Source organism: Psychrobacter sp. CX5, assembly GCF_057621535.2.
On sequence record NZ_JBYEIT020000002.1, the window covers coordinates 14,195 to 30,984 of the forward strand.

Annotated in this window: 23 protein-coding genes and 1 CRISPR repeat array; of the genes, 5 read left to right on the forward strand and 18 right to left on the reverse strand. The window is 34.8% G+C overall.

Annotated features, from left to right (window positions below; translation table 11 throughout):
• Positions 1–101: 101 nt before the first annotated feature.
• A CRISPR array of direct repeats spans positions 102–729; the repeat unit is 28 nt; unit sequence TTTCTAAGCCACCTGTGCGGTGGTTAAC.
• A 75-nt stretch (positions 730–804) separates the two neighbouring features.
• Positions 805–1,497 (reverse strand): recombinase family protein, encoded by a 693-nt coding sequence (locus AC21OG_RS12380; RefSeq protein ID WP_487378381.1) that lies wholly within the window; start codon positions 1,495–1,497, stop codon positions 805–807.
• Positions 1,498–1,679: 182 nt separating this feature from the next.
• Here AC21OG_RS12380 and AC21OG_RS12385 point away from each other — a divergent pair, with 182 nt between their 5' ends.
• Both AC21OG_RS12385 and AC21OG_RS12390 read left to right on the forward strand, forming a co-directional pair.
• Positions 1,680–1,940, forward strand: a complete 261-nt coding sequence (locus tag AC21OG_RS12385) for a hypothetical protein (RefSeq protein WP_487378380.1) — start codon at positions 1,680–1,682, stop codon at positions 1,938–1,940.
• 26 nt (positions 1,941–1,966) lie between these two features.
• On the forward strand, positions 1,967–2,242 hold the full coding sequence (locus tag AC21OG_RS12390) for an HNH endonuclease (RefSeq protein ID WP_487378379.1): 276 nt from the start codon (positions 1,967–1,969) through the stop codon (positions 2,240–2,242).
• Positions 2,243–2,269: 27 nt separating this feature from the next.
• Here AC21OG_RS12390 and AC21OG_RS12395 read toward each other — a convergent pair whose 3' ends face one another.
• The 7 genes from AC21OG_RS12395 to AC21OG_RS12425 all read right to left on the reverse strand — a co-directional run bounded on the left by AC21OG_RS12395 (position 2,270) and on the right by AC21OG_RS12425 (position 9,702).
• Positions 2,270–3,436 (reverse strand): zeta toxin family protein, encoded by a 1,167-nt coding sequence (locus AC21OG_RS12395; RefSeq protein ID WP_487378378.1) that lies wholly within the window; start codon positions 3,434–3,436, stop codon positions 2,270–2,272.
• Between the two features lie 12 nt (positions 3,437–3,448).
• The gene (locus AC21OG_RS12400; RefSeq protein WP_487378377.1) at positions 3,449–3,697 is read right to left on the reverse strand and encodes a hypothetical protein; all 249 of its coding nucleotides are present in this window, start codon (positions 3,695–3,697) and stop codon (positions 3,449–3,451) included.
• Positions 3,698–3,753: 56 nt separating this feature from the next.
• A complete protein-coding gene (locus tag AC21OG_RS12405) occupies positions 3,754–3,924 on the reverse strand; it encodes a hypothetical protein (protein ID WP_487378376.1) in 171 nt (56 codons plus the stop codon).
• Positions 3,921–4,283, reverse strand: coding sequence for a hypothetical protein (locus AC21OG_RS12410; protein WP_487378375.1), 363 nt, complete (start codon positions 4,281–4,283; stop codon positions 3,921–3,923). The genes AC21OG_RS12405 and AC21OG_RS12410 overlap by 4 nt, the downstream gene beginning before the upstream one ends.
• Positions 4,284–4,352: 69 nt before the next feature.
• Positions 4,353–7,748, reverse strand: coding sequence for a MobF family relaxase (mobF, locus tag AC21OG_RS12415; RefSeq protein WP_487378374.1), 3,396 nt, complete (start codon positions 7,746–7,748; stop codon positions 4,353–4,355).
• Positions 7,745–9,325, reverse strand: a complete 1,581-nt coding sequence (locus AC21OG_RS12420; RefSeq protein ID WP_487378373.1) for a type IV secretion system DNA-binding domain-containing protein — start codon at positions 9,323–9,325, stop codon at positions 7,745–7,747. Before AC21OG_RS12420 ends, mobF begins: the two co-directional genes overlap by 4 nt.
• A 2-nt stretch (positions 9,326–9,327) precedes the next feature.
• Positions 9,328–9,702, reverse strand: a complete 375-nt coding sequence (locus tag AC21OG_RS12425) for a hypothetical protein (protein WP_487378372.1) — start codon at positions 9,700–9,702, stop codon at positions 9,328–9,330.
• A 467-nt stretch (positions 9,703–10,169) separates the two neighbouring features.
• Between AC21OG_RS12425 and AC21OG_RS12430 the strand changes: the two genes are divergently transcribed.
• The 3 genes from AC21OG_RS12430 (at position 10,170) to AC21OG_RS12440 (ending at position 11,766) form a co-directional block, all read left to right on the forward strand.
• Positions 10,170–10,559, forward strand: a complete 390-nt coding sequence (locus AC21OG_RS12430; RefSeq protein ID WP_487378371.1) for a hypothetical protein — start codon at positions 10,170–10,172, stop codon at positions 10,557–10,559.
• 11 nt (positions 10,560–10,570) lie between these two features.
• The gene (gene stbB, locus AC21OG_RS12435; protein ID WP_487378370.1) at positions 10,571–11,293 is read left to right on the forward strand and encodes a StbB family protein; all 723 of its coding nucleotides are present in this window, start codon (positions 10,571–10,573) and stop codon (positions 11,291–11,293) included.
• 83 nt (positions 11,294–11,376) lie between these two features.
• The gene (locus tag AC21OG_RS12440) at positions 11,377–11,766 is read left to right on the forward strand and encodes a hypothetical protein (protein ID WP_487378369.1); all 390 of its coding nucleotides are present in this window, start codon (positions 11,377–11,379) and stop codon (positions 11,764–11,766) included.
• 5 nt (positions 11,767–11,771) lie between these two features.
• Here AC21OG_RS12440 and AC21OG_RS12445 read toward each other — a convergent pair whose 3' ends face one another.
• The 10 genes from AC21OG_RS12445 to AC21OG_RS12490 form a co-directional block, all read right to left on the reverse strand.
• A complete protein-coding gene (locus AC21OG_RS12445) occupies positions 11,772–12,044 on the reverse strand; it encodes a CppA family protein (protein WP_487378368.1) in 273 nt (90 codons plus the stop codon).
• 192 nt (positions 12,045–12,236) lie between these two features.
• Positions 12,237–12,755, reverse strand: coding sequence for a hypothetical protein (locus AC21OG_RS12450; protein ID WP_487378367.1), 519 nt, complete (start codon positions 12,753–12,755; stop codon positions 12,237–12,239).
• A 9-nt stretch (positions 12,756–12,764) separates the two neighbouring features.
• Complete coding sequence (locus tag AC21OG_RS12455) at positions 12,765–13,190, reverse strand: hypothetical protein (RefSeq protein ID WP_487378366.1); 426 nt, start codon at positions 13,188–13,190, stop codon at positions 12,765–12,767.
• Positions 13,191–13,192: 2 nt separating this feature from the next.
• The gene (locus AC21OG_RS12460) at positions 13,193–13,738 is read right to left on the reverse strand and encodes a helix-turn-helix domain-containing protein (protein ID WP_487378365.1); all 546 of its coding nucleotides are present in this window, start codon (positions 13,736–13,738) and stop codon (positions 13,193–13,195) included.
• Between the two features lie 3 nt (positions 13,739–13,741).
• Positions 13,742–14,008 carry a hypothetical protein gene (locus tag AC21OG_RS12465; RefSeq protein WP_487378364.1) on the reverse strand — a complete coding sequence of 89 codons (267 nt, stop codon included), beginning with the start codon at positions 14,006–14,008 and terminating at the stop codon, positions 13,742–13,744.
• 81 nt (positions 14,009–14,089) lie between these two features.
• The gene (locus AC21OG_RS12470) at positions 14,090–14,611 is read right to left on the reverse strand and encodes an antirestriction protein (RefSeq protein ID WP_487378363.1); all 522 of its coding nucleotides are present in this window, start codon (positions 14,609–14,611) and stop codon (positions 14,090–14,092) included.
• Positions 14,612–14,806: 195 nt separating this feature from the next.
• Positions 14,807–15,040, reverse strand: coding sequence for a hypothetical protein (locus tag AC21OG_RS12475; protein WP_487378362.1), 234 nt, complete (start codon positions 15,038–15,040; stop codon positions 14,807–14,809).
• 17 nt (positions 15,041–15,057) lie between these two features.
• Positions 15,058–15,378 (reverse strand): hypothetical protein, encoded by a 321-nt coding sequence (locus tag AC21OG_RS12480; RefSeq protein WP_491185093.1) that lies wholly within the window; start codon positions 15,376–15,378, stop codon positions 15,058–15,060.
• 197 nt (positions 15,379–15,575) lie between these two features.
• Positions 15,576–15,752 carry a hypothetical protein gene (locus tag AC21OG_RS12485; RefSeq protein ID WP_487378360.1) on the reverse strand — a complete coding sequence of 59 codons (177 nt, stop codon included), beginning with the start codon at positions 15,750–15,752 and terminating at the stop codon, positions 15,576–15,578.
• A gap of 82 nt (positions 15,753–15,834) precedes the next feature.
• The gene (locus tag AC21OG_RS12490) at positions 15,835–16,719 is read right to left on the reverse strand and encodes a hypothetical protein (protein WP_487378359.1); all 885 of its coding nucleotides are present in this window, start codon (positions 16,717–16,719) and stop codon (positions 15,835–15,837) included.
• Positions 16,720–16,790 lie beyond the last annotated feature (71 nt).

Below are 16,790 nucleotides of genomic sequence, written 5' to 3' on the forward strand. Positions count from 1 at the left end.
TGGTGGTGGACGTGATAATAATCCGCCTGGAACTGGTGGTCGTAACAAATAGTTTTAATCAAAAATCCGATTGCTAAGTGATCGGATTTTTTGTTGTCGCTTTTCTAAGCCACCTGTGCGGTGGTTAACTCTAAGAACAATATAATATTTTTTGTTCAAAATTTCTAAGCCACCTGTGCGGTGGTTAACCGTTTTCAATCGCTTTAGCAGTTTCAGCATTATTTCTAAGCCACCTGTGCGGTGGTTAACTAATACGAGCAATAAAACCACCAACTATATATTTTCTAAGCCACCTGTGCGGTGGTTAACGGTGCTTTTTCTGATTTGTGGGAAGGTATTAATTTCTAAGCCACCTGTGCGGTGGTTAACAGCTTTTAGGGGATATATCGCAACGTGATGGTTTTCTAAGCCACCTGTGCGGTGGTTAACAAATGCCCCCAACGAAGGTTATTGTTGTATTTTTTCTAAGCCACCTGTGCGGTGGTTAACACTTATGAACCTAAGGATAAGATTCAGCTTTTTTTCTAAGCCACCTGTGCGGTGGTTAACGGCGAATACTATGCGAACATTGAGGGTTTAAATTTCTAAGCCACCTGTGCGGTGGTTAACCTAGCTAACTATGACGTTTTGACTACTTTGGCTTTCTAAGCCACCTGTGCGGTGGTTAACCCTATTTCAACCATAAGCGTATGCTCCAGTTTTTTCTAAGCCACCTGTGCGGTGGTTAACAAGACGGTTATTGTCTTAAAGCCTTATTTAAAAAGGGCTTTGGATGATTATAATCATAAAACCCTTTTTTCTCAATTACTCATTTAATATATCGTGATAGACTGGGAATTTTAAGGCAAGATCTTCGTTAAGTTTTTCTTGTTCCTGGGCTTCATTCCATTTCTTAGCTTTAGAAATTGTCCTCGAACTACATCCAAGTAACTCAATAATTTCTTTATAAGTATGCCCTGCCTTAGTTAACTTCACAATTGATTTATATAGCTTAACATCGGTTTTACGACCTTTAAATTTACCTTGTTTTTTTGCCTTTTTAATTCCTTGAGCTTGTCTTTCTCTTCTTTGTTCATAGTCTCGTCTTGCAAATGAAGCTAACATATCCAATAGTAAGTCATTAATAGCAGATAAGATTCTTTGGTCAAACTCATTACCACTTTGATTATAAGTTTGACTCCATGTTGTAGGTACGTTAACTGCGACAATGCGTAATTTTTTTTCACGTATTTTATCTTTTAGCTTTTGCCAATCAGAATTATTTAACCTGCTTAATCTGTCTATATCTTCAATCAACAGTATGTCATTTTCTTGACTATCATTTAACAATCTAACTAATTCAGGTCGGTCAAGTGTTGCCCCTGATTTATTTTCAGCATAAAAGGTACAGATATTTAGATTATGCTCTTCTGCAAATTTGATCAACGTTTCTCTTGCTCTATTAACATCTTGCTCATTTGTAGAGGCTCTTAAATAGGCTCGTGTGAAATAATTCATTATTTAATCCTATTTTAATTTGCTATATACTTTACTTTAACTATAATAAGTAAAGTGCTTTACTTTAAGTGCAAACTACAAGGTAAAGTATGTGTTATATAGTATATATAACACTTTACTATAAGGGTACTTAAAATAAAGCGGTCAAAATATAGATTGTTATTATAAAAAAAGGGTTAATTATGAGTAAGACTAAAAATAATGGATTTGTTAAATTGACAAATGAAGATTTAGAAACGGCCAAAATTAATGGTTTTCAGGACTACTTGTATGGTGCTGAAGTTGGCGATTATGTTTATGATGATAACGAGATGTTAGTAAGTTACTCTTGTGTTAATAATTGGCTAGCGACTACTTCGCCTGATTGTGATAGTTATAAAAAATGGGATAATGTATTGGATAGACTCGATGAGTTAAATAATACAACATACGGCTGTAAATAAAAAAGGTATATAAAAAGCAGGTATTAATGAAAACAAAGACACTATATTTGCGTGAGGGCGGTAAATGCTTTTACTGTAGAAATCAGATTAAACCAAGTAACGCATCAATTGAGCATATTATACCCAAAAGTAGCGGTGGTAATGACTCTTCAAGCAATCTAGTTTTAACCTGCAAAATGCTAAACAGTATATTAGGAAATTTAGGCGTAAAAGACAAAATGCAAATAATACTAAACCAGGTAGATCAAAACGGCGGTTTTAAATGCCCTATGAAAAGAAAGTTTACAGAACAAATTAAATAATTAAAAAAAAGGGTCGCAACCCTTTTTCTATTTTTCTAAGCCCATATCGTGAGTTTTGACTAATTTCTTATTATGTTCATTATTTAAGTGTGAGCTTAATAGCTCCACTTTCATATTGTTATCGTATTTAACTTTTAGATTTTGCCCTATTAAGTTTGTCTTTATCTTTTCATTAAGGTGTTCAGTTTGATGAACATATCCGCTACCGCTATTGTTTTGTTGTAAGGCTTTACCATTGTCACTAACGGCCGTAAATGTTCCTGAATACGTGCGACCAGGTTTGACTGCCTGAAGATCCTTTATTTTAAGATTGTGGTTTGCTTCAGCTTTTTTAATGCCCTCTTCTGCCACCTTAGCTATACCAGGTTCAGTTACGGTTGCCTCTCTTTGTTCCATCTTAAACTTAACTCTTTGCCACCCTTGGGCTAAATCTTTTTTTTCTAGGTGGCTAAGTTCTCGCTCTCTTTCGTTAATAAGTGTTTCATGTGCCTGGGGCTTGTTTTTCCATTCCCCATTTACTAATTTATTATCATAAATAGGCTCAACATATTTGTTGTATAAAACAATTCTATCTACTGTTTTTTCATCTTCGACAGACTTTACCGTATCAGCCAGACCTCTATAAGAATTTTCTTGAAAAGTATCATCAACATAGCGACCACCTTTTTCAGCCCCTCCTCCATCTTCATACCTTGAATGTACTCTCATTCTGCTTGTATCTAAATCACTGGCTAATACATGAAGTTCTATATTATAATCCTTACCCTCTTCGGCTACTCTGTTTTTAATTGCTCTGATGCCGTCGGGTGTCCTCGATGTTTGATCAAACAAGACGTTAGCGTTTTTTTCAAAAGCTGAATCTCTAACTTTGTTACCAATACGAGCACCTGCTTGATGGTTGAGACTACTTGCTATTTCAGGGTAACGCTCTTTAATTTCTTCATTTTTAGGGTGTTGGTGTCGATAACGGTCTGCATCGACTACAGCTATATCATTGTTAAAACGCTCTAATTGCTGTCTTGCTATACCGCCCTTACCTGCACCTGCTTGACCACCAGTAAAGATAATTGTGGGCTTATCGGGGCTACTAAGATGACTAATTTCTTTTTCAATAACGTCTTTAGCTATAACTTCAATTTCATCATCTGAAACTTTATATTTTTCTATCAGGTCTTGCTTTTGCTTCTCATTCATATTTTTGCCTTATTAAAGGTTGCTAATGAATTTGTCTATATCACTTTTAAGCGTTCCTGCTTGTTCCGCAAGTTCATTTAAAGAGAATTTATTGAGGTTATTTCTATTTGCTAATAACGTGTCTAATTTCTGATCAAGTTTATTAAAAGTATCACTTCCCTTTTTATGTTTACGACGTTCTGTATATAACTTGCCAATTACTGCGTTATAAACATCTTCGGTTGCCTCATATTCTGTAGATAATGTTCTTTGAGTTGACATAATATATATTACCTTTTGTGATTTAAATTGATTAGATGAAAATTGATTAGATGAATTTAATCGAATAATTTGCCCTGGCCGTTTTTTTTAACATAATCTCGCATGAAGTCTCTAACTAATACCGTCATTGTACGATCATTATCTTTGGCCGTTTTTTTAAAGGCTTCGTACAGATTAGGTTCTGTCGCTACAGTTAGCACCTTGTCTTTGTTTTTTTTCTTGCTCATAAGTTACCTCTATGTTTTGTCGTAAGATCATTAAAATGTTCAATTGCTGAAAAATGAACGCCTATACCAATTACAAAAGCAATAACTCCAATGACGATTTTAGGGGCGAGGCCTCCAAAAATAGATCCTATCAAAAATCCCATAAAGCCCCACCCTAAAACCATCAAAAAAGAAAATGCAATAGATAAGTAGGCATTAGATATAAATAAAGTTAAGAACAATAATACACCTCCCCCCACGTACCAGGATTTAAAATACACGCCCAAGAACATAGAGGTTATAATAATCTCTATGGATATTATGAAAAATGAGCCTGTATTTACTTGTGATTGGGCTATTCCCTGTCTAACTTTTGACATTTCACACCTCCTTACCTGTTTATATAGTACCAGTAAAAAACTATTAAATAAATAGTTTTTTACTGTAAATTACATTTCCAATTCTTGCTCCTTGCGTTCATATTGATGATTGTTACGTTTACTGTAATTTACATTTGTTTTATTCGATTTTTGATTAGGTGAGGTCAACTCATAAGCACTATGTTTTTCAGCACCTTTAGAAATTGCAGACGGCAATTTTTTTGTATTATCTGTCAATACAATAGCACTGTTTCTTGCCCTACTGACGGCCACATAGTAAAGCTCTTTTGATGTGGTTTTACTTTTCGTATCAATATTAATAAGTACGTTATTAACTGTCGTTCCCTGGCTACTATGAACAGTCGATGAATAATCATAATCAAGATGATTTTTATCTTTTGTATTGAATTGAAAAGCTTCACCAGTCTTATCATCTTTAGCTAAAATCGTATTTTTATTAACTTTCTCAACGATTAATTTATCCCCTGTTACTGTTCCCAATTCTTTATCACCTTTGGTTACTGTTAACTTATCACCTTTACTAACTTCAAATTGGCGAGACTCATAAGTAGCTAATTTCTCTCTTGTTGGATTGATTTTTACTTGTTTGCCGTTACTATCTTCGGCAAGAAGTTCATTTTTATCTTTGCCAATAACCGTATAAATCTGACCTTTTTTTAATTCTTTGCTTCTTGGGTTTGTTTGTATTTCAACTTGTTGACCCTCTTTATAGTATCGTGCGTGTTTCATTTCAGCTTGAGACATATCAACTCGTTTTAATTGCTCCGATATAACACCTTGACCTTTTAGCCCAATCCGATCTCTAATTTGATCATTGATATAATCTTTATCAGCGTTTGTACCAGTGACAATAAGCGTATTATCTCTTTCTGTTTGATCGTATTCCATATACTTATCTACAAGTCGATCAAGTCTCTTTGATTTGTCTCTTATTTCATATACGGATTTACCTAAAGTTTTTATGGATTTTTCAGCCTGGCTTAGTGATGCCTGGTGTACTGCTTTTTTTAGTTGTTCGTCTTTTTGTCGCTGAATTTCATCTATCGTAGCTGTCTGCATACCTTTAGCCTGCAATAGATCAAACGGTTTACCTGCGTTGATAGCTTTTGTTTGTTGCGTGTCACCTAATAGAACCACCTTACAGTTTTTATCTTCAGCAAGTTGAAGTATTTTCTCTGCATCTTTGTTAGCTAATACCCCTGCTTCATCAATGACAATTAGATCTTGTTCAGATATTTCATCTTGCAAGGATTGACTATTTAATAATTTAGCTACAGTATGAGCATCATGACCATCTTCACGTAACCCCTTAACTTGTTTGCCGTAAGGTGCAAATACATGAACGCCACTACCTGCTTTCTCTACTTGAGGTAATACCTGGGATAAGGTGTAGCTTTTACCAACCCCTGCATAACCTTGTATGCCAATTACCCTATCTTTAGTTGTCATGATTAAACTTGCTGACTCTTTTTGACCTTTATTTAAAGTCGTTTCTTCTAAAATTGCTTCAGCATTTTCTTGATCATAGTATGAGTTAGTAGCTTCTTTACCCTCGTTCATTATTCTAAGTATATTATTTTCACTTCTTAGATCATGCTTGGTTACATAGCGTTCCTCTAAGGCTATCAAACGACCCTCTTTAATACCTTTTTCAATAGTTTGTTGGGCTACCTCTTCAGATATTTTATTATCCTTATCTATTGAGTTAACCCACTCCTTAATAGTTTTGGCTGTGCCCTCCCCTCTATCATCAGCAGTTTTGTATAGAGGTTCTGCTTTGACAATATCACCTGTTTCTATGTATTTATCTAAAAGCGTTTCGGCATCATCTGATCCAATTTCACCCATTCCTTTTTTTAAGGCTTCCCTTATAATTTCATCCCTGGTTAAGTCAACTCTTTTATCAGTTAGATGACTAACAACATGAGACATGAGTTTATTACCATTAAATTCATTATTAGGTTCATTAAAAGTTTGTCCTGGTTCAAGATCTAAGCCTAATTGCTCGGCAACTTCCCCCCATCTTTCAGTTAGTTCAGTAGTTGGTGCTTCATACTCAAGCATATCTTTAAGGCTCTCTTTCTCTTTGCCTTTATTATCTTGTAGAGTGTCGTACTGACGCTCGTTGATTGTTTGAGTGTCATTTAAGTTTGTTATTTCATTTTGATGTTTGGGCTTATCACCAGGCTTACCAAACTGCTTGTCGAATTTATCTATTTCTGTTCCATCTGTTCTGCTATGTAAATTCCGTCGCAATCCAAAAATTGTAGAGGCTCTTTGCTTGTATAACTGAAGCTGTGCGTTATCCTGCAATAACATCTTACCTCGTCGGGCAATACTTGCCACATTGAAGCTAGACAATTCATGCAACTTGTCGTCTTTGGCATTTTCTCGCTGTCTAGTTCCTGAAGTGATGGGCTTATCGTTTGACTGACTTGCCCCATGATCTCTTGTTGCTCTTGTATATCTATTAATTCCTGTGTACTCTCTTTCTTGCTCATGGTCTAACTCCTTATCCTTTGTTTTTAGTACCTTTTCAGGCATTAATACATTTTCTAAACCTAGTTTTTTGGCCGTTATAGCCCATTTTTCTTGAATAGTGGATTTATCAATTAGCCTTTTTCTTTGTTTAGTAACAAAGTTAGCCATTTGTCGCTCTTCTTTGGTGGCAGTCTCACGACTTAACCCACGTTCAGCTAGAACCTTTTCAATTTGTTGAGAACGTGTGCTAAATTGCATAATTTGCTCACGGCTGATATGAGCAAGATCAAATGTGCCATTATCATTAATTCTAATATCGTAGCCTAGATCTTTAACTTTCTTAGCTAGATTTGTTTGGTAGGCTTGACTTGCTTCAGGGATTTTTTTTACTAGCTTATCGTTATGTAAAGCACGATAAGCCCCATCCCCTCTTTTGGTGATATTGAGTATTACTGAATGTGTATGTAAATGAGGATCATTGTTGCGATTAGTATCATGACGGAACATAGCAACCGCTATATTGTTAGTGTTTTCAACTCTAGTGCTACCTTTAACTTTTTTTCTCGCTTGAGCATTACCCTCAACCATAGCTAAAGACTCTCTAACGGCTTCATGGTGGGCTTCTATGAGTCGTTTATCCCCTGCTACTAATGCTTGTATGCTTACTGACTTTGGGGCATTAAAGGTAAGATCCATACCAAGACGATCATTAGCATTTTTCTTTTTAAAGCTAGAGTCTCTTAATGTATCGCCTTTATACTTACCCTCTAACAATTGCGTGAAATCGTCCTTTTCTACATGCCCCTCTAGCCCTAAATCAGTCGCCAGGCTACCATACCATTCAGATGGTTGCTTTTCTCTAGTATAGTAATCGTCCTTTTCTTCTTGATAATAGCTATCAATAGCTTTAGTTACACTAGCGTCACCTGCATCTTTGCGTGTAATCGGTTTGGGTGAAATCATAAATCAATATCTACAAACGGTTGATTGTATTCTTTATAAGACACGTATTTTGATTTAAAACGGCATAAAGGGTAATCACCTGCAAAAGATAAAATGCCCTCCAAGTTTGGTAATGATGATATTTCCGACGGCATGATGACTCTTTCACGTAATACTTGCTCACTCCTCGATGTACTCATACCGCCTTTATTACCGCCACTGGTTTTATTCTTGCTTTCTCTGATAACCTCATGTTCCCCTAACGCCTTACTCATTGCTTCAGAAGTTTCAGGATCAGCACTTGAGCCACCCATAACAATTAATGATCTAAAACAACTCATGATAATAGTTGCTCCCTCACGACCATATATTTTGATTAATTGTGAAACTGACTGAATACCTGCAACTACTCTTAATCCATTTTTACGACCTTTAGTTAAAGCATCTTCAAGGCTTGCAATGTTATCTAAACTGGCTAATTCGTCTAAAAATAGCCATATTCTGCGTTCCTTATCTTCAGGTAAAGATAAGATAGATGAACAAATAATATCAATCCATGCACTAATTATTGGTTTTAATGCCTCTTTTTGAGCCTCTTTCCAGGTGATATATATATTACCTGTACCGTTCTCTAAAAAATCCCTTAAAGAAAAATCCCCCTGGGGCATATCTTTAAAAATTGGCAGTCTTTTAGATAAAATAAATCTAGCTGATCCTAATGCTTTATCACTACCCTCTACAAACATACTTTCTGCGTCTGTTCCTGCTAAGAATTTTTTTAACTTGCCAACTTCTTCAACAGTTGCTAGGTGGGCTACCTCTTCCATAGTGGGATTTTCACCGCCACTATTTCTTTTAAGGGTTTTCATAATTGACTCAAGGATGACACGGCCGTAACCGTTCCATTCTTCGGATGACCCATCAGATGAACGAGGAACGATTGATAGTGTGTAATTTCTATAATCATAGTTATCTCTAATTTCATTAAAAACTGACCATCCTGTAGTACGTTTATCAAATGGGTTTAATAATATATCGCCCTTTTTACCAAACTTACTAAACATATCGCCATTAGGATCTACAATTACCATTCTATCCCCTGCTTTGGGTCTATCTTTAGCTATTGCTTTTTTTGCACGTTCAACAATACCGTTGATCATTTCACGTAATGTTACTGACTTACCTGCACCAGTTGAACCATTTAATAGAAAATGAAGATTTTCTATATCAGTTGGTATAGGCACTTCTGATATTGTTATTTGATCTTTTTTCCTATCTTTAGTCATGCCTATTAACTTATTTTTAGATACTATTTTTGTTCCCCTAAGAAACTTCTTAAAACTTTGCCCTTTAAAACCTTGTTCATCAAATAATCCTAGCAATTTACACAAAAGAAAAGTTAGCGGTATAGATAGGATAAATAACCCTAATAATCGCCAATCCGCCCCTTTTGCCGTTTCCATTACTGCATACTGAAAAAAACCTAATCTATTCTCTTCAGGTATGTGATGTAAGTTGCTTAATGCAATGAACCAAACTAAACACGGTAAGGTCATCATAAGTAAAATAAATATCAAAAATTTCTGTGGTTTCGTCATAGCTATCTTTCCCATGTTTTAAATATATCTAAACCTAAAGCACTTACTTTTTTCTGTGCTGAAGATAATTTACCAGGTTGTGCGATCTCTCTTAATATCATTAATATTTCAATAATTGCTGAATTATTGATGTTTGGTTGTGGGGTAACTTCTGATGAATTTGTCTGTTTGTTGTCCTGCTTTAGTTCGGTCAACATAACTATAATATCTGACAAATCAGACTGCATCATTTTTACGTCTGTTGTTAGTTGGTTTGCTTCATCCTCAATCTTATCTTTTAAATACAAGCCGACGCTAGTACCCTTTTCTGAAGCTAAAGCCTCCAATTTTAAGTAAGTTTCGGTATTAACTCTAAAAGATATTGTTTCGCTTGCCATAAAATCACCTGTTTACAGTTTGTAAACTAATTATATCAAGTAATTAGTAGCTTGTAATGCTTTTTTGTTTGCGTTTAGCAAACAGCACGAAAGCCCCAAAATACGACTGAATAGGCGTATTTTGGGGCTTTCGTGGCATCCCTTTAGGGTGCGTATGGTGTAGTCATAATTTGCTTTTTAATTATGACTGCTTTTAGTGGTTGAAAGGGCTTTATCTTTCAACCATAGTGGCTATTTTTTTAAAAAAATAGCCATAAGAGCGTTACAACTCACCGTTGTTAGCATAACGTTAGCATAACGTTAGCAAGTAGTTAGCAAGTAGTTAGCAAAAAGTTAGTAAAATAATTTGACTTGCCCTAAAATATGGCATAAGATAGCAAAAAGTTAGCAATTAGTTAGCAATTAGTTAGCAATATTATTTATTACGTGCTATTATCCGAATGAAGCACTAAGCGAGGTAAAAATGAATGATTAGAAAAAAGAAAATAGCAAGGTTTCGTGAATTGTATGACTACATTAGCGATCTGTTAGAGTCTTATAGTTATGATGACGTTTCCAAAATTTTACTAGATAAAAAGGGTTTAGATTTAACACCTGGTACGCTCAAAAATTATGTCTATCGTCATCGTCAAAAACTAGCAAAAACTCAATCGGTTGAAAATATCATCGACAATACGCACGACCAAACCGCATCAAATATTAGTAACTCAAACTTAAAAGTAGAGCCTAAAGATAGTTCTTTAGGTGATACGCAAAACGAAGATGACGACTCTAACCAGGATCTACAATCTATTGATTTAGATACTGCGTTAGAGAAACTAAAACGTAAAGAGTCAAATAAGACAATTCTTGATTAAGGATATTAAACATGACCAAAGCAAAAGAAAATAAAGCACCTGAACAATTAAAAATTGCCGTTTTAAATTATGCAGGTGGGGTTGGTAAAACAACTGTAGTCAATAACTTACTAAAACCACGTATGCAAGACACACCTGTTATTGCTATTGAAACTATTAACGACGGTGGCGATACCCAATTCAAAATTAAGGGTAAAGAATACGGTATGCTTCAGGATGAATTATTGATAAATGATAAGTTGATTATTGATATTGGGGCTTCTAACATTGAAGAGACAATGCGAATGATGGCACAGTATAAAGGTAGTCATGAAGATTTTAATTATTTTGTTTTGCCTGTCGTTCCCGATGGTAAAGAGCAGATTGATACAGCATCAGCTATTACCGCTTTATTAAAAATGGGCGTATCATCTAAAAAAATTAAGATAGTATTCAATAAGGTTGATGACATTGATACTATGGATGAAGATTTTGACTCAATTATTGAGTTTTTGCAGACTGTTAAGATACCTGTACCCAAAACTGGTATTGAAAAAAATGAAGTCTATGACGAATTAAGACACCGTAAACAATCTATATCTGAATTATTGGGTATGTCGGATTTACGAGATCAGTTACGCCAGGCTAAAGACCGTAGCGAGAAAAAATCAATTGCTAACCTTATCGGATTACAGCGATTGGCAGTTACTGCTAACGACAATCTAAATGATGTTTTTGAAGATCTAAATTTTTAATATCACGCCCTGCGGGGCGTGATATGCCCCAAGTTTTGCGAAACTTGGGGCGGTTCTCTTAATTTTTTATAGGAATAATAATTGTGGCAAACGACAAGACTTTAAAAGAAGCTATGATCTCTCACGCCTTAGAAGAAATAGACGCAACTTTGGTACGCATCGAAAAATTATCAAAAGAGGTTGGGGGTTTATCTGAAACCTTACCTACTTACTTTGAAGAGGCGAGTAATCAGGTGGCAGATAACATTCAACATGCCGTTACATCTGATATAACTAGGGCACAAGATAGGCTTAAAAGTGTTCATAAAGAGGTTAGTGATAACGTAGAGATACAACGTAAATTAAACGTGCATTTGTTGCGTTTAAATGAGTCGCTAAAGGATAGCGACCCAATGAAAAATAATCTGATTATGTTTGCTTCAGCTTTTTTGGGGGGTTTTATAGCAGTCATGTTAGGGATGCTACTCGGTTAATGCTTTCAATCTTTTCGTATTTTCATAACTTTAGCCAACATCTCTAACCCTTGCTCGATAGGCATTATATTTTGAGGATCAGGCAGATTTTTTGGTATCTCAATTTTTAATATTTTTGCAATATTTGATACATAAGGACGTTTACCATTTAATTTTTGTATAGCATACTCGATAGACTTTTCGCCCCGATGTTTAGCGATATAGTCATACTCGATGCGATCTCTATCAGTTATTATAATAACCCCTATTTCATTGGTATTAGGTTTGTCGTTACTCATGGTTTTAATTCCTAAAGTTGGCTAAATCCTATCTTTGCCAGTGAACCCCCTGGCTTTGGGGCAGTGATTACCTTAATCACTTTATGCTTATAATTATATTATATACGTTATATATTGTCAATAGTTTAAACCTAGTTTTTTAATAGTTTTTACATAGTTTTACAATTCACTAGGGAATAAAAAAGACCGTCCTTAGACAGCCTTTTTTATACAGTTAACACTTTTTATATGCACTTGGTAAGCCATCCCCTCTAATCGCTCTTTAAAATCGGCTTTGATAAATCCACTATCAAACATGGCATCTATATATCCGTAAAAGTAGTCTAACTCCTTATCTTCAAACTCTCTATGATTTTTAGATAGTAGCTCGATAACAGACAGGGCAGGGGAACATAGAATATTAGAAACATAATTGTAAACCGCCTCATACTGCTCTTGTTCTACCAATGCTCGAAGTATCGAGTTTTCACAATCAAAGCGTAAATGATAACAGTTAAGATTAATATCTTTAACGAATAATCCTACATAGTCATTTTTCTTGAACTGTAATTGCATCATAGCGGTAACAGGATGCAAATTTGCATCTAAAGAATAAAGCCAATGCTTTTTAAGACTTAGATCAATATTGCCGTTATCATGATTAATGATATTGGGTTCAAACTTGCACTCTTGTTCTACGCTATTTTTTGGGTATGTAAAAAAAAGTTTCATGTATCACCTCTAATTAATATTTTTAAGAACAGCTATCTCATAATTAAGTTTGGCAACCTTATATAATTCATAAAACTTATAACCTCCAAAACACAGAATAATTATAATTGTAAGCCTGGTGTATTCTTTAACATCACCTATACCTAATAGACCAAAAATAGCCATAACTTTAGCGATAACAAATAGACCAATGGCAACGGTAGAGTAAACTAATCGTTCACGGATGTAGTATTCACTGCCTTTAATGCCAGTAATACCAATATGCTTTAAATCAGTGATAGCTTTCTTCTGTTCGCTAGGTGAAAGAGAATTTAGCTTATTGAAATACAAAGCCAATTTTTTATGAAGATGACGGCTCTTTTGCTTTTTTTTATGAGCAAACCAACCAAAAAATACGGTTGCTATAACCAGTACGATTTGTAATAAGACTTGCATAATCAATCCTTATTAAACAGTGTAATTAATGGCGTATTGACCTGAAGAGGTGAAAATACTGCTTGAGACAAAAAGTAGTTTGCTCTCATTTCTAACGAAAAATAAGGATGATTATTAGTTATTAACAAGAAAAGCGTATAAGTTTGGGTACTAGGGTTCTGCCGTTCCTTTTCATACCAACTAATCAAATTACCGCTTGTCAACTTTAGATGATTAGCTACGCTACGCTGTGTCATGCCTGATTGCTTACGAATAGTTTTAAAAGTATCACCCCCCTGATGTTCAATAGGTAGTTTATAAAGCGACTCTTTGCCTTTAAGCCTATACTTAGGATGGTTGCCACTTAAAAGTAAAAACAAGCTATATGTTCGTGGATCTATATCGCAACCTGTGGTTTCAATACGGCTAATCGTTTCTTGGTCACTTAGACCTAAAAAATTAGCAACGTTTTCTTGCGTATCAAATTCTTTACGTAAACCAATGAATTGATTAGTATCAGGCGTAACAACAATATCACGATACGCTTTAAATTTAGTTGGCTTTTTCATAATTTATATCCTTTTGAAAATAATTTTAGTGACTCTCATTTCTTCTAAAGTAAAATTCATCTTTTTTGCTAATAGAGGTAAATGAGTTGAGTCCAGGCATCGACAAGCCCAATCTAAAGATTCATACTTATTTTTATGATTGCTTAACTCTTCGAGTTTGTCATAAACGTAAGCCCTATCCATGCCTGTCTCTTCAAACCCTTGTATGATGAAGTAAGCAATGTAATTAAGTTTACTTTTCATTTTATCCATTTTGTCATCTATAGCCATGATGCACCTAATTTTTGTATTGGTTGAATGTTAGATAAATGCGGTGAAGCATTTATCTAACCTAAGTAAATAACTTAACTATCAATCAGTTAAATTAAAAAATGCTAATCTAACTTTACTAACATCGGCTTTTAGTGCTTCATCTTCTGTATCAGCTAATTTGCCTAAAGTGTTGTAAAAATACTCTATCATTCCATGATACGACGATGAAAATTTTTGTACTGCCTTGCTGTCTTTAACGCTCCAACATAAGCTATTTAAGGCAAACGTGGTGACAATAAAACCAAACAAACGATTATTAACTAATTCACTGCTGTAATTGCCAGGGTTTTCAATTAAATAGGGTTTCTCTGTGCTAGGATAAAGATAAAAATAGTTGCCGTTATCAATGGTCGCAAACTCCCAATAATCGCCTTTATAATCAGCACATAATGCACTGGCAAACTGATATATAAGGTTTTCAAATTGAATAGTATGTAATCCCATTTGCATCGGCAAGAAATTTAATCTATCTTGCATTGGTACGATCTCGCCTTTTAACATGCCAGGCATCTTTGCAACTTCTAAAGCCTTTTGATTAGTTTGAATAGTTTGAATATCCATGATTTTAAATCCTATCTTTGCCAGTGAACCCCCTGGCTTTGGGGTAGTGATTACCTTAATCACTTTATGCTTATAATTATATTATATACGTTATATATTGTCAATAGTTTAAACCTAGTTTTTTAATAGTTTTTACATAGTTTTACAATTCACTAGGGAATAAAAAAGACCGTCCTTAGACAGCCTTTTTTATAATTATTTGCTTTTAGCATCATCTTCATAATTAGCCCTTAAATACTTCAAAACTTCATCAAAATTTTGATTGTCTTTAAGTTTGAAAAAATCCTCTTCACTGACAAAATAAACTTCAGGTTTGGCATAAACATGACGGTAATACTGTATATTGAATTTATCTTTTAACTGGTCGTTAAATAAAAGCCTTTCAGTTTTTTGCCATTGGTTAAACTCTTCATCATCATGAATGTTCATAATAAAAAATCCTTATATTAAATATGTTCCTTAATAGCGTCTTGATAATCCTCAATGCTTAAAATCTCAATACCATCAACCCAAAAGGTGCTATCGAGGGCATTAATACTGTATTCTATATCAGCTTCAGGGTAACGCTCCAGGATCGCCCCACCTAATCGCCTGGCGGTTACTTCCATGATAATATTACCCATGTGAGGTATTTCTTGTGATGCCCTTGCCACTTGCCAGGCTTCATCATGAATACCATCTAAGCCATTATAGCCCTTTAATTTGCGTAATAATAAGTTCCATACTTGAACATTATTAGATATATCGCTCACATAAAATAAATCCATGATTTTAAATCCTATCTTTGCCAGTGAACCCCCTGGCTTTGGGGCAGTGATTACCTTAATCACTTTATGCTTATAATTATATTATATACGTTATATATTGTCAATAGTTTAAACCTAGTTTTTTAATAGTTTTTACATAGTTTTACAATTCACTAGGGAATAAAAAAGACCGTCCTTAGACAGCCTTTTTTATTGGGTTACTCGATGCCTGGGAATTTAGCGATTAACTCTTCCATGCGTTCAGCTTTTTCGTCATTCAAAATAAACATAGTTGAGTTATTGGCAAACGCTAAAGCCTGATACAGTAACTCATAATCAGCACAGGTAAGCGTTACGTTTTCATCATCTTTATAATCTTCAACTTTGATTTTCATAATTTAATCCTTATAGTTAATTGGCGGTAAATAAAGAGGTTTTAACCTCTTTATTTACTTTTTAGTTAATATTAAATGAACCTTATCTTACTAGGCTGTAAACGCCTATTTCTTCACGTTTGAAATAACGCTCGTCTTGCAATACTTGTCTTACTTTGGCTTTCCAATTTTTGTTATCTCTTGTTTGTGCGTATGGCTCAACCTGGGCGTAAACCTCTTTTAACTGCCATTTTTGCTTAGTTTGCAAAATACGTCTAACTGTTGACTTCCAGGTCATACGGCTACAGTTTGCCATTTTTTGAAAATTTTTAGTGATGTAAAAAAGAGAAACGGCTATTTTCTTAAATACTAAAAGTTTTTCATGAGCAATACGCACAATTTTACCCTTATAACGTCTTTTATCACTCATACAATTATGTTGAATTTTTATAATTTCATCGACCAAATTAGCAGGGGTTGCCCTTTCGACCAATGAAGATAAATTATAATATTTGCCGTCTCTTCTTAAATTACCCATTAATACGCCATAATAGCCATTGGTAACAGTTGCATCATGAATATTCATTAAAGCTAGTATTAAGGCTTCTGTGAAGTCTGATAGGCTCATTTGAGACATATCCCAACAATTAGCCTCTTCACCCCATTGATGACCTGAATATTTAATCATATCCCAATAGGGCGGATGCCACCAAACCGCATCAGCTTGAGTACCAACAAAAGAGGCTAAATCATCAGTTAACAAATTAAACCCCTGGCTTAAATCAGTACCAACAAAATTAATACCTAACTCTTGTGCAACCTCGCCACTTGTATTGCTTCCTACGCTTGGGTCAACCAACAAACCGCCTTTTTTTAAATACGTTTCGCAAAAATCACGAACAATATAACCTGAACAGTTGCCACGATATTTATTATCGCCATAACTGCCACGACTCGGATAACTCACAACTGAAGATGAAAAAGCCATAATCTTAAATCCTATCTTTGCCAGTGAACCCCCTGGCTTTGGGGCAGTGATTACCTTAATCACTTTATGCT

Bases quoted from the DNA above. Each gene is read 5' to 3' on its own strand.
- AC21OG_RS12380 (WP_487378381.1), bottom strand. From the start codon at position 1,497: ATGAATTATTTCACACGAGCCTATTTAAGAGCCTCTACAAATGAGCAA.
- AC21OG_RS12385 (WP_487378380.1), top strand. From the start codon at position 1,680: ATGAGTAAGACTAAAAATAATGGATTTGTTAAATTGACAAATGAAGAT.
- AC21OG_RS12390 (WP_487378379.1), top strand. From the start codon at position 1,967: ATGAAAACAAAGACACTATATTTGCGTGAGGGCGGTAAATGCTTTTAC.
- AC21OG_RS12395 (WP_487378378.1), bottom strand. From the start codon at position 3,436: ATGAATGAGAAGCAAAAGCAAGACCTGATAGAAAAATATAAAGTTTCA.
- AC21OG_RS12400 (WP_487378377.1), bottom strand. From the start codon at position 3,697: ATGTCAACTCAAAGAACATTATCTACAGAATATGAGGCAACCGAAGAT.
- AC21OG_RS12405 (WP_487378376.1), bottom strand. From the start codon at position 3,924: ATGAGCAAGAAAAAAAACAAAGACAAGGTGCTAACTGTAGCGACAGAA.
- AC21OG_RS12410 (WP_487378375.1), bottom strand. From the start codon at position 4,283: ATGTCAAAAGTTAGACAGGGAATAGCCCAATCACAAGTAAATACAGGC.
- mobF (WP_487378374.1), bottom strand. From the start codon at position 7,748: ATGATTTCACCCAAACCGATTACACGCAAAGATGCAGGTGACGCTAGT.
- AC21OG_RS12420 (WP_487378373.1), bottom strand. From the start codon at position 9,325: ATGACGAAACCACAGAAATTTTTGATATTTATTTTACTTATGATGACC.
- AC21OG_RS12425 (WP_487378372.1), bottom strand. From the start codon at position 9,702: ATGGCAAGCGAAACAATATCTTTTAGAGTTAATACCGAAACTTACTTA.
- AC21OG_RS12430 (WP_487378371.1), top strand. From the start codon at position 10,170: ATGATTAGAAAAAAGAAAATAGCAAGGTTTCGTGAATTGTATGACTAC.
- stbB (WP_487378370.1), top strand. From the start codon at position 10,571: ATGACCAAAGCAAAAGAAAATAAAGCACCTGAACAATTAAAAATTGCC.
- AC21OG_RS12445 (WP_487378368.1), bottom strand. From the start codon at position 12,044: ATGAGTAACGACAAACCTAATACCAATGAAATAGGGGTTATTATAATA.
- AC21OG_RS12450 (WP_487378367.1), bottom strand. From the start codon at position 12,755: ATGAAACTTTTTTTTACATACCCAAAAAATAGCGTAGAACAAGAGTGC.
- AC21OG_RS12455 (WP_487378366.1), bottom strand. From the start codon at position 13,190: ATGCAAGTCTTATTACAAATCGTACTGGTTATAGCAACCGTATTTTTT.
- AC21OG_RS12460 (WP_487378365.1), bottom strand. From the start codon at position 13,738: ATGAAAAAGCCAACTAAATTTAAAGCGTATCGTGATATTGTTGTTACG.
- AC21OG_RS12465 (WP_487378364.1), bottom strand. From the start codon at position 14,008: ATGGCTATAGATGACAAAATGGATAAAATGAAAAGTAAACTTAATTAC.
- AC21OG_RS12470 (WP_487378363.1), bottom strand. From the start codon at position 14,611: ATGGATATTCAAACTATTCAAACTAATCAAAAGGCTTTAGAAGTTGCA.
- AC21OG_RS12475 (WP_487378362.1), bottom strand. From the start codon at position 15,040: ATGAACATTCATGATGATGAAGAGTTTAACCAATGGCAAAAAACTGAA.
- AC21OG_RS12480 (WP_491185093.1), bottom strand. From the start codon at position 15,378: ATGGATTTATTTTATGTGAGCGATATATCTAATAATGTTCAAGTATGG.
- AC21OG_RS12485 (WP_487378360.1), bottom strand. From the start codon at position 15,752: ATGAAAATCAAAGTTGAAGATTATAAAGATGATGAAAACGTAACGCTT.
- AC21OG_RS12490 (WP_487378359.1), bottom strand. From the start codon at position 16,719: ATGGCTTTTTCATCTTCAGTTGTGAGTTATCCGAGTCGTGGCAGTTAT.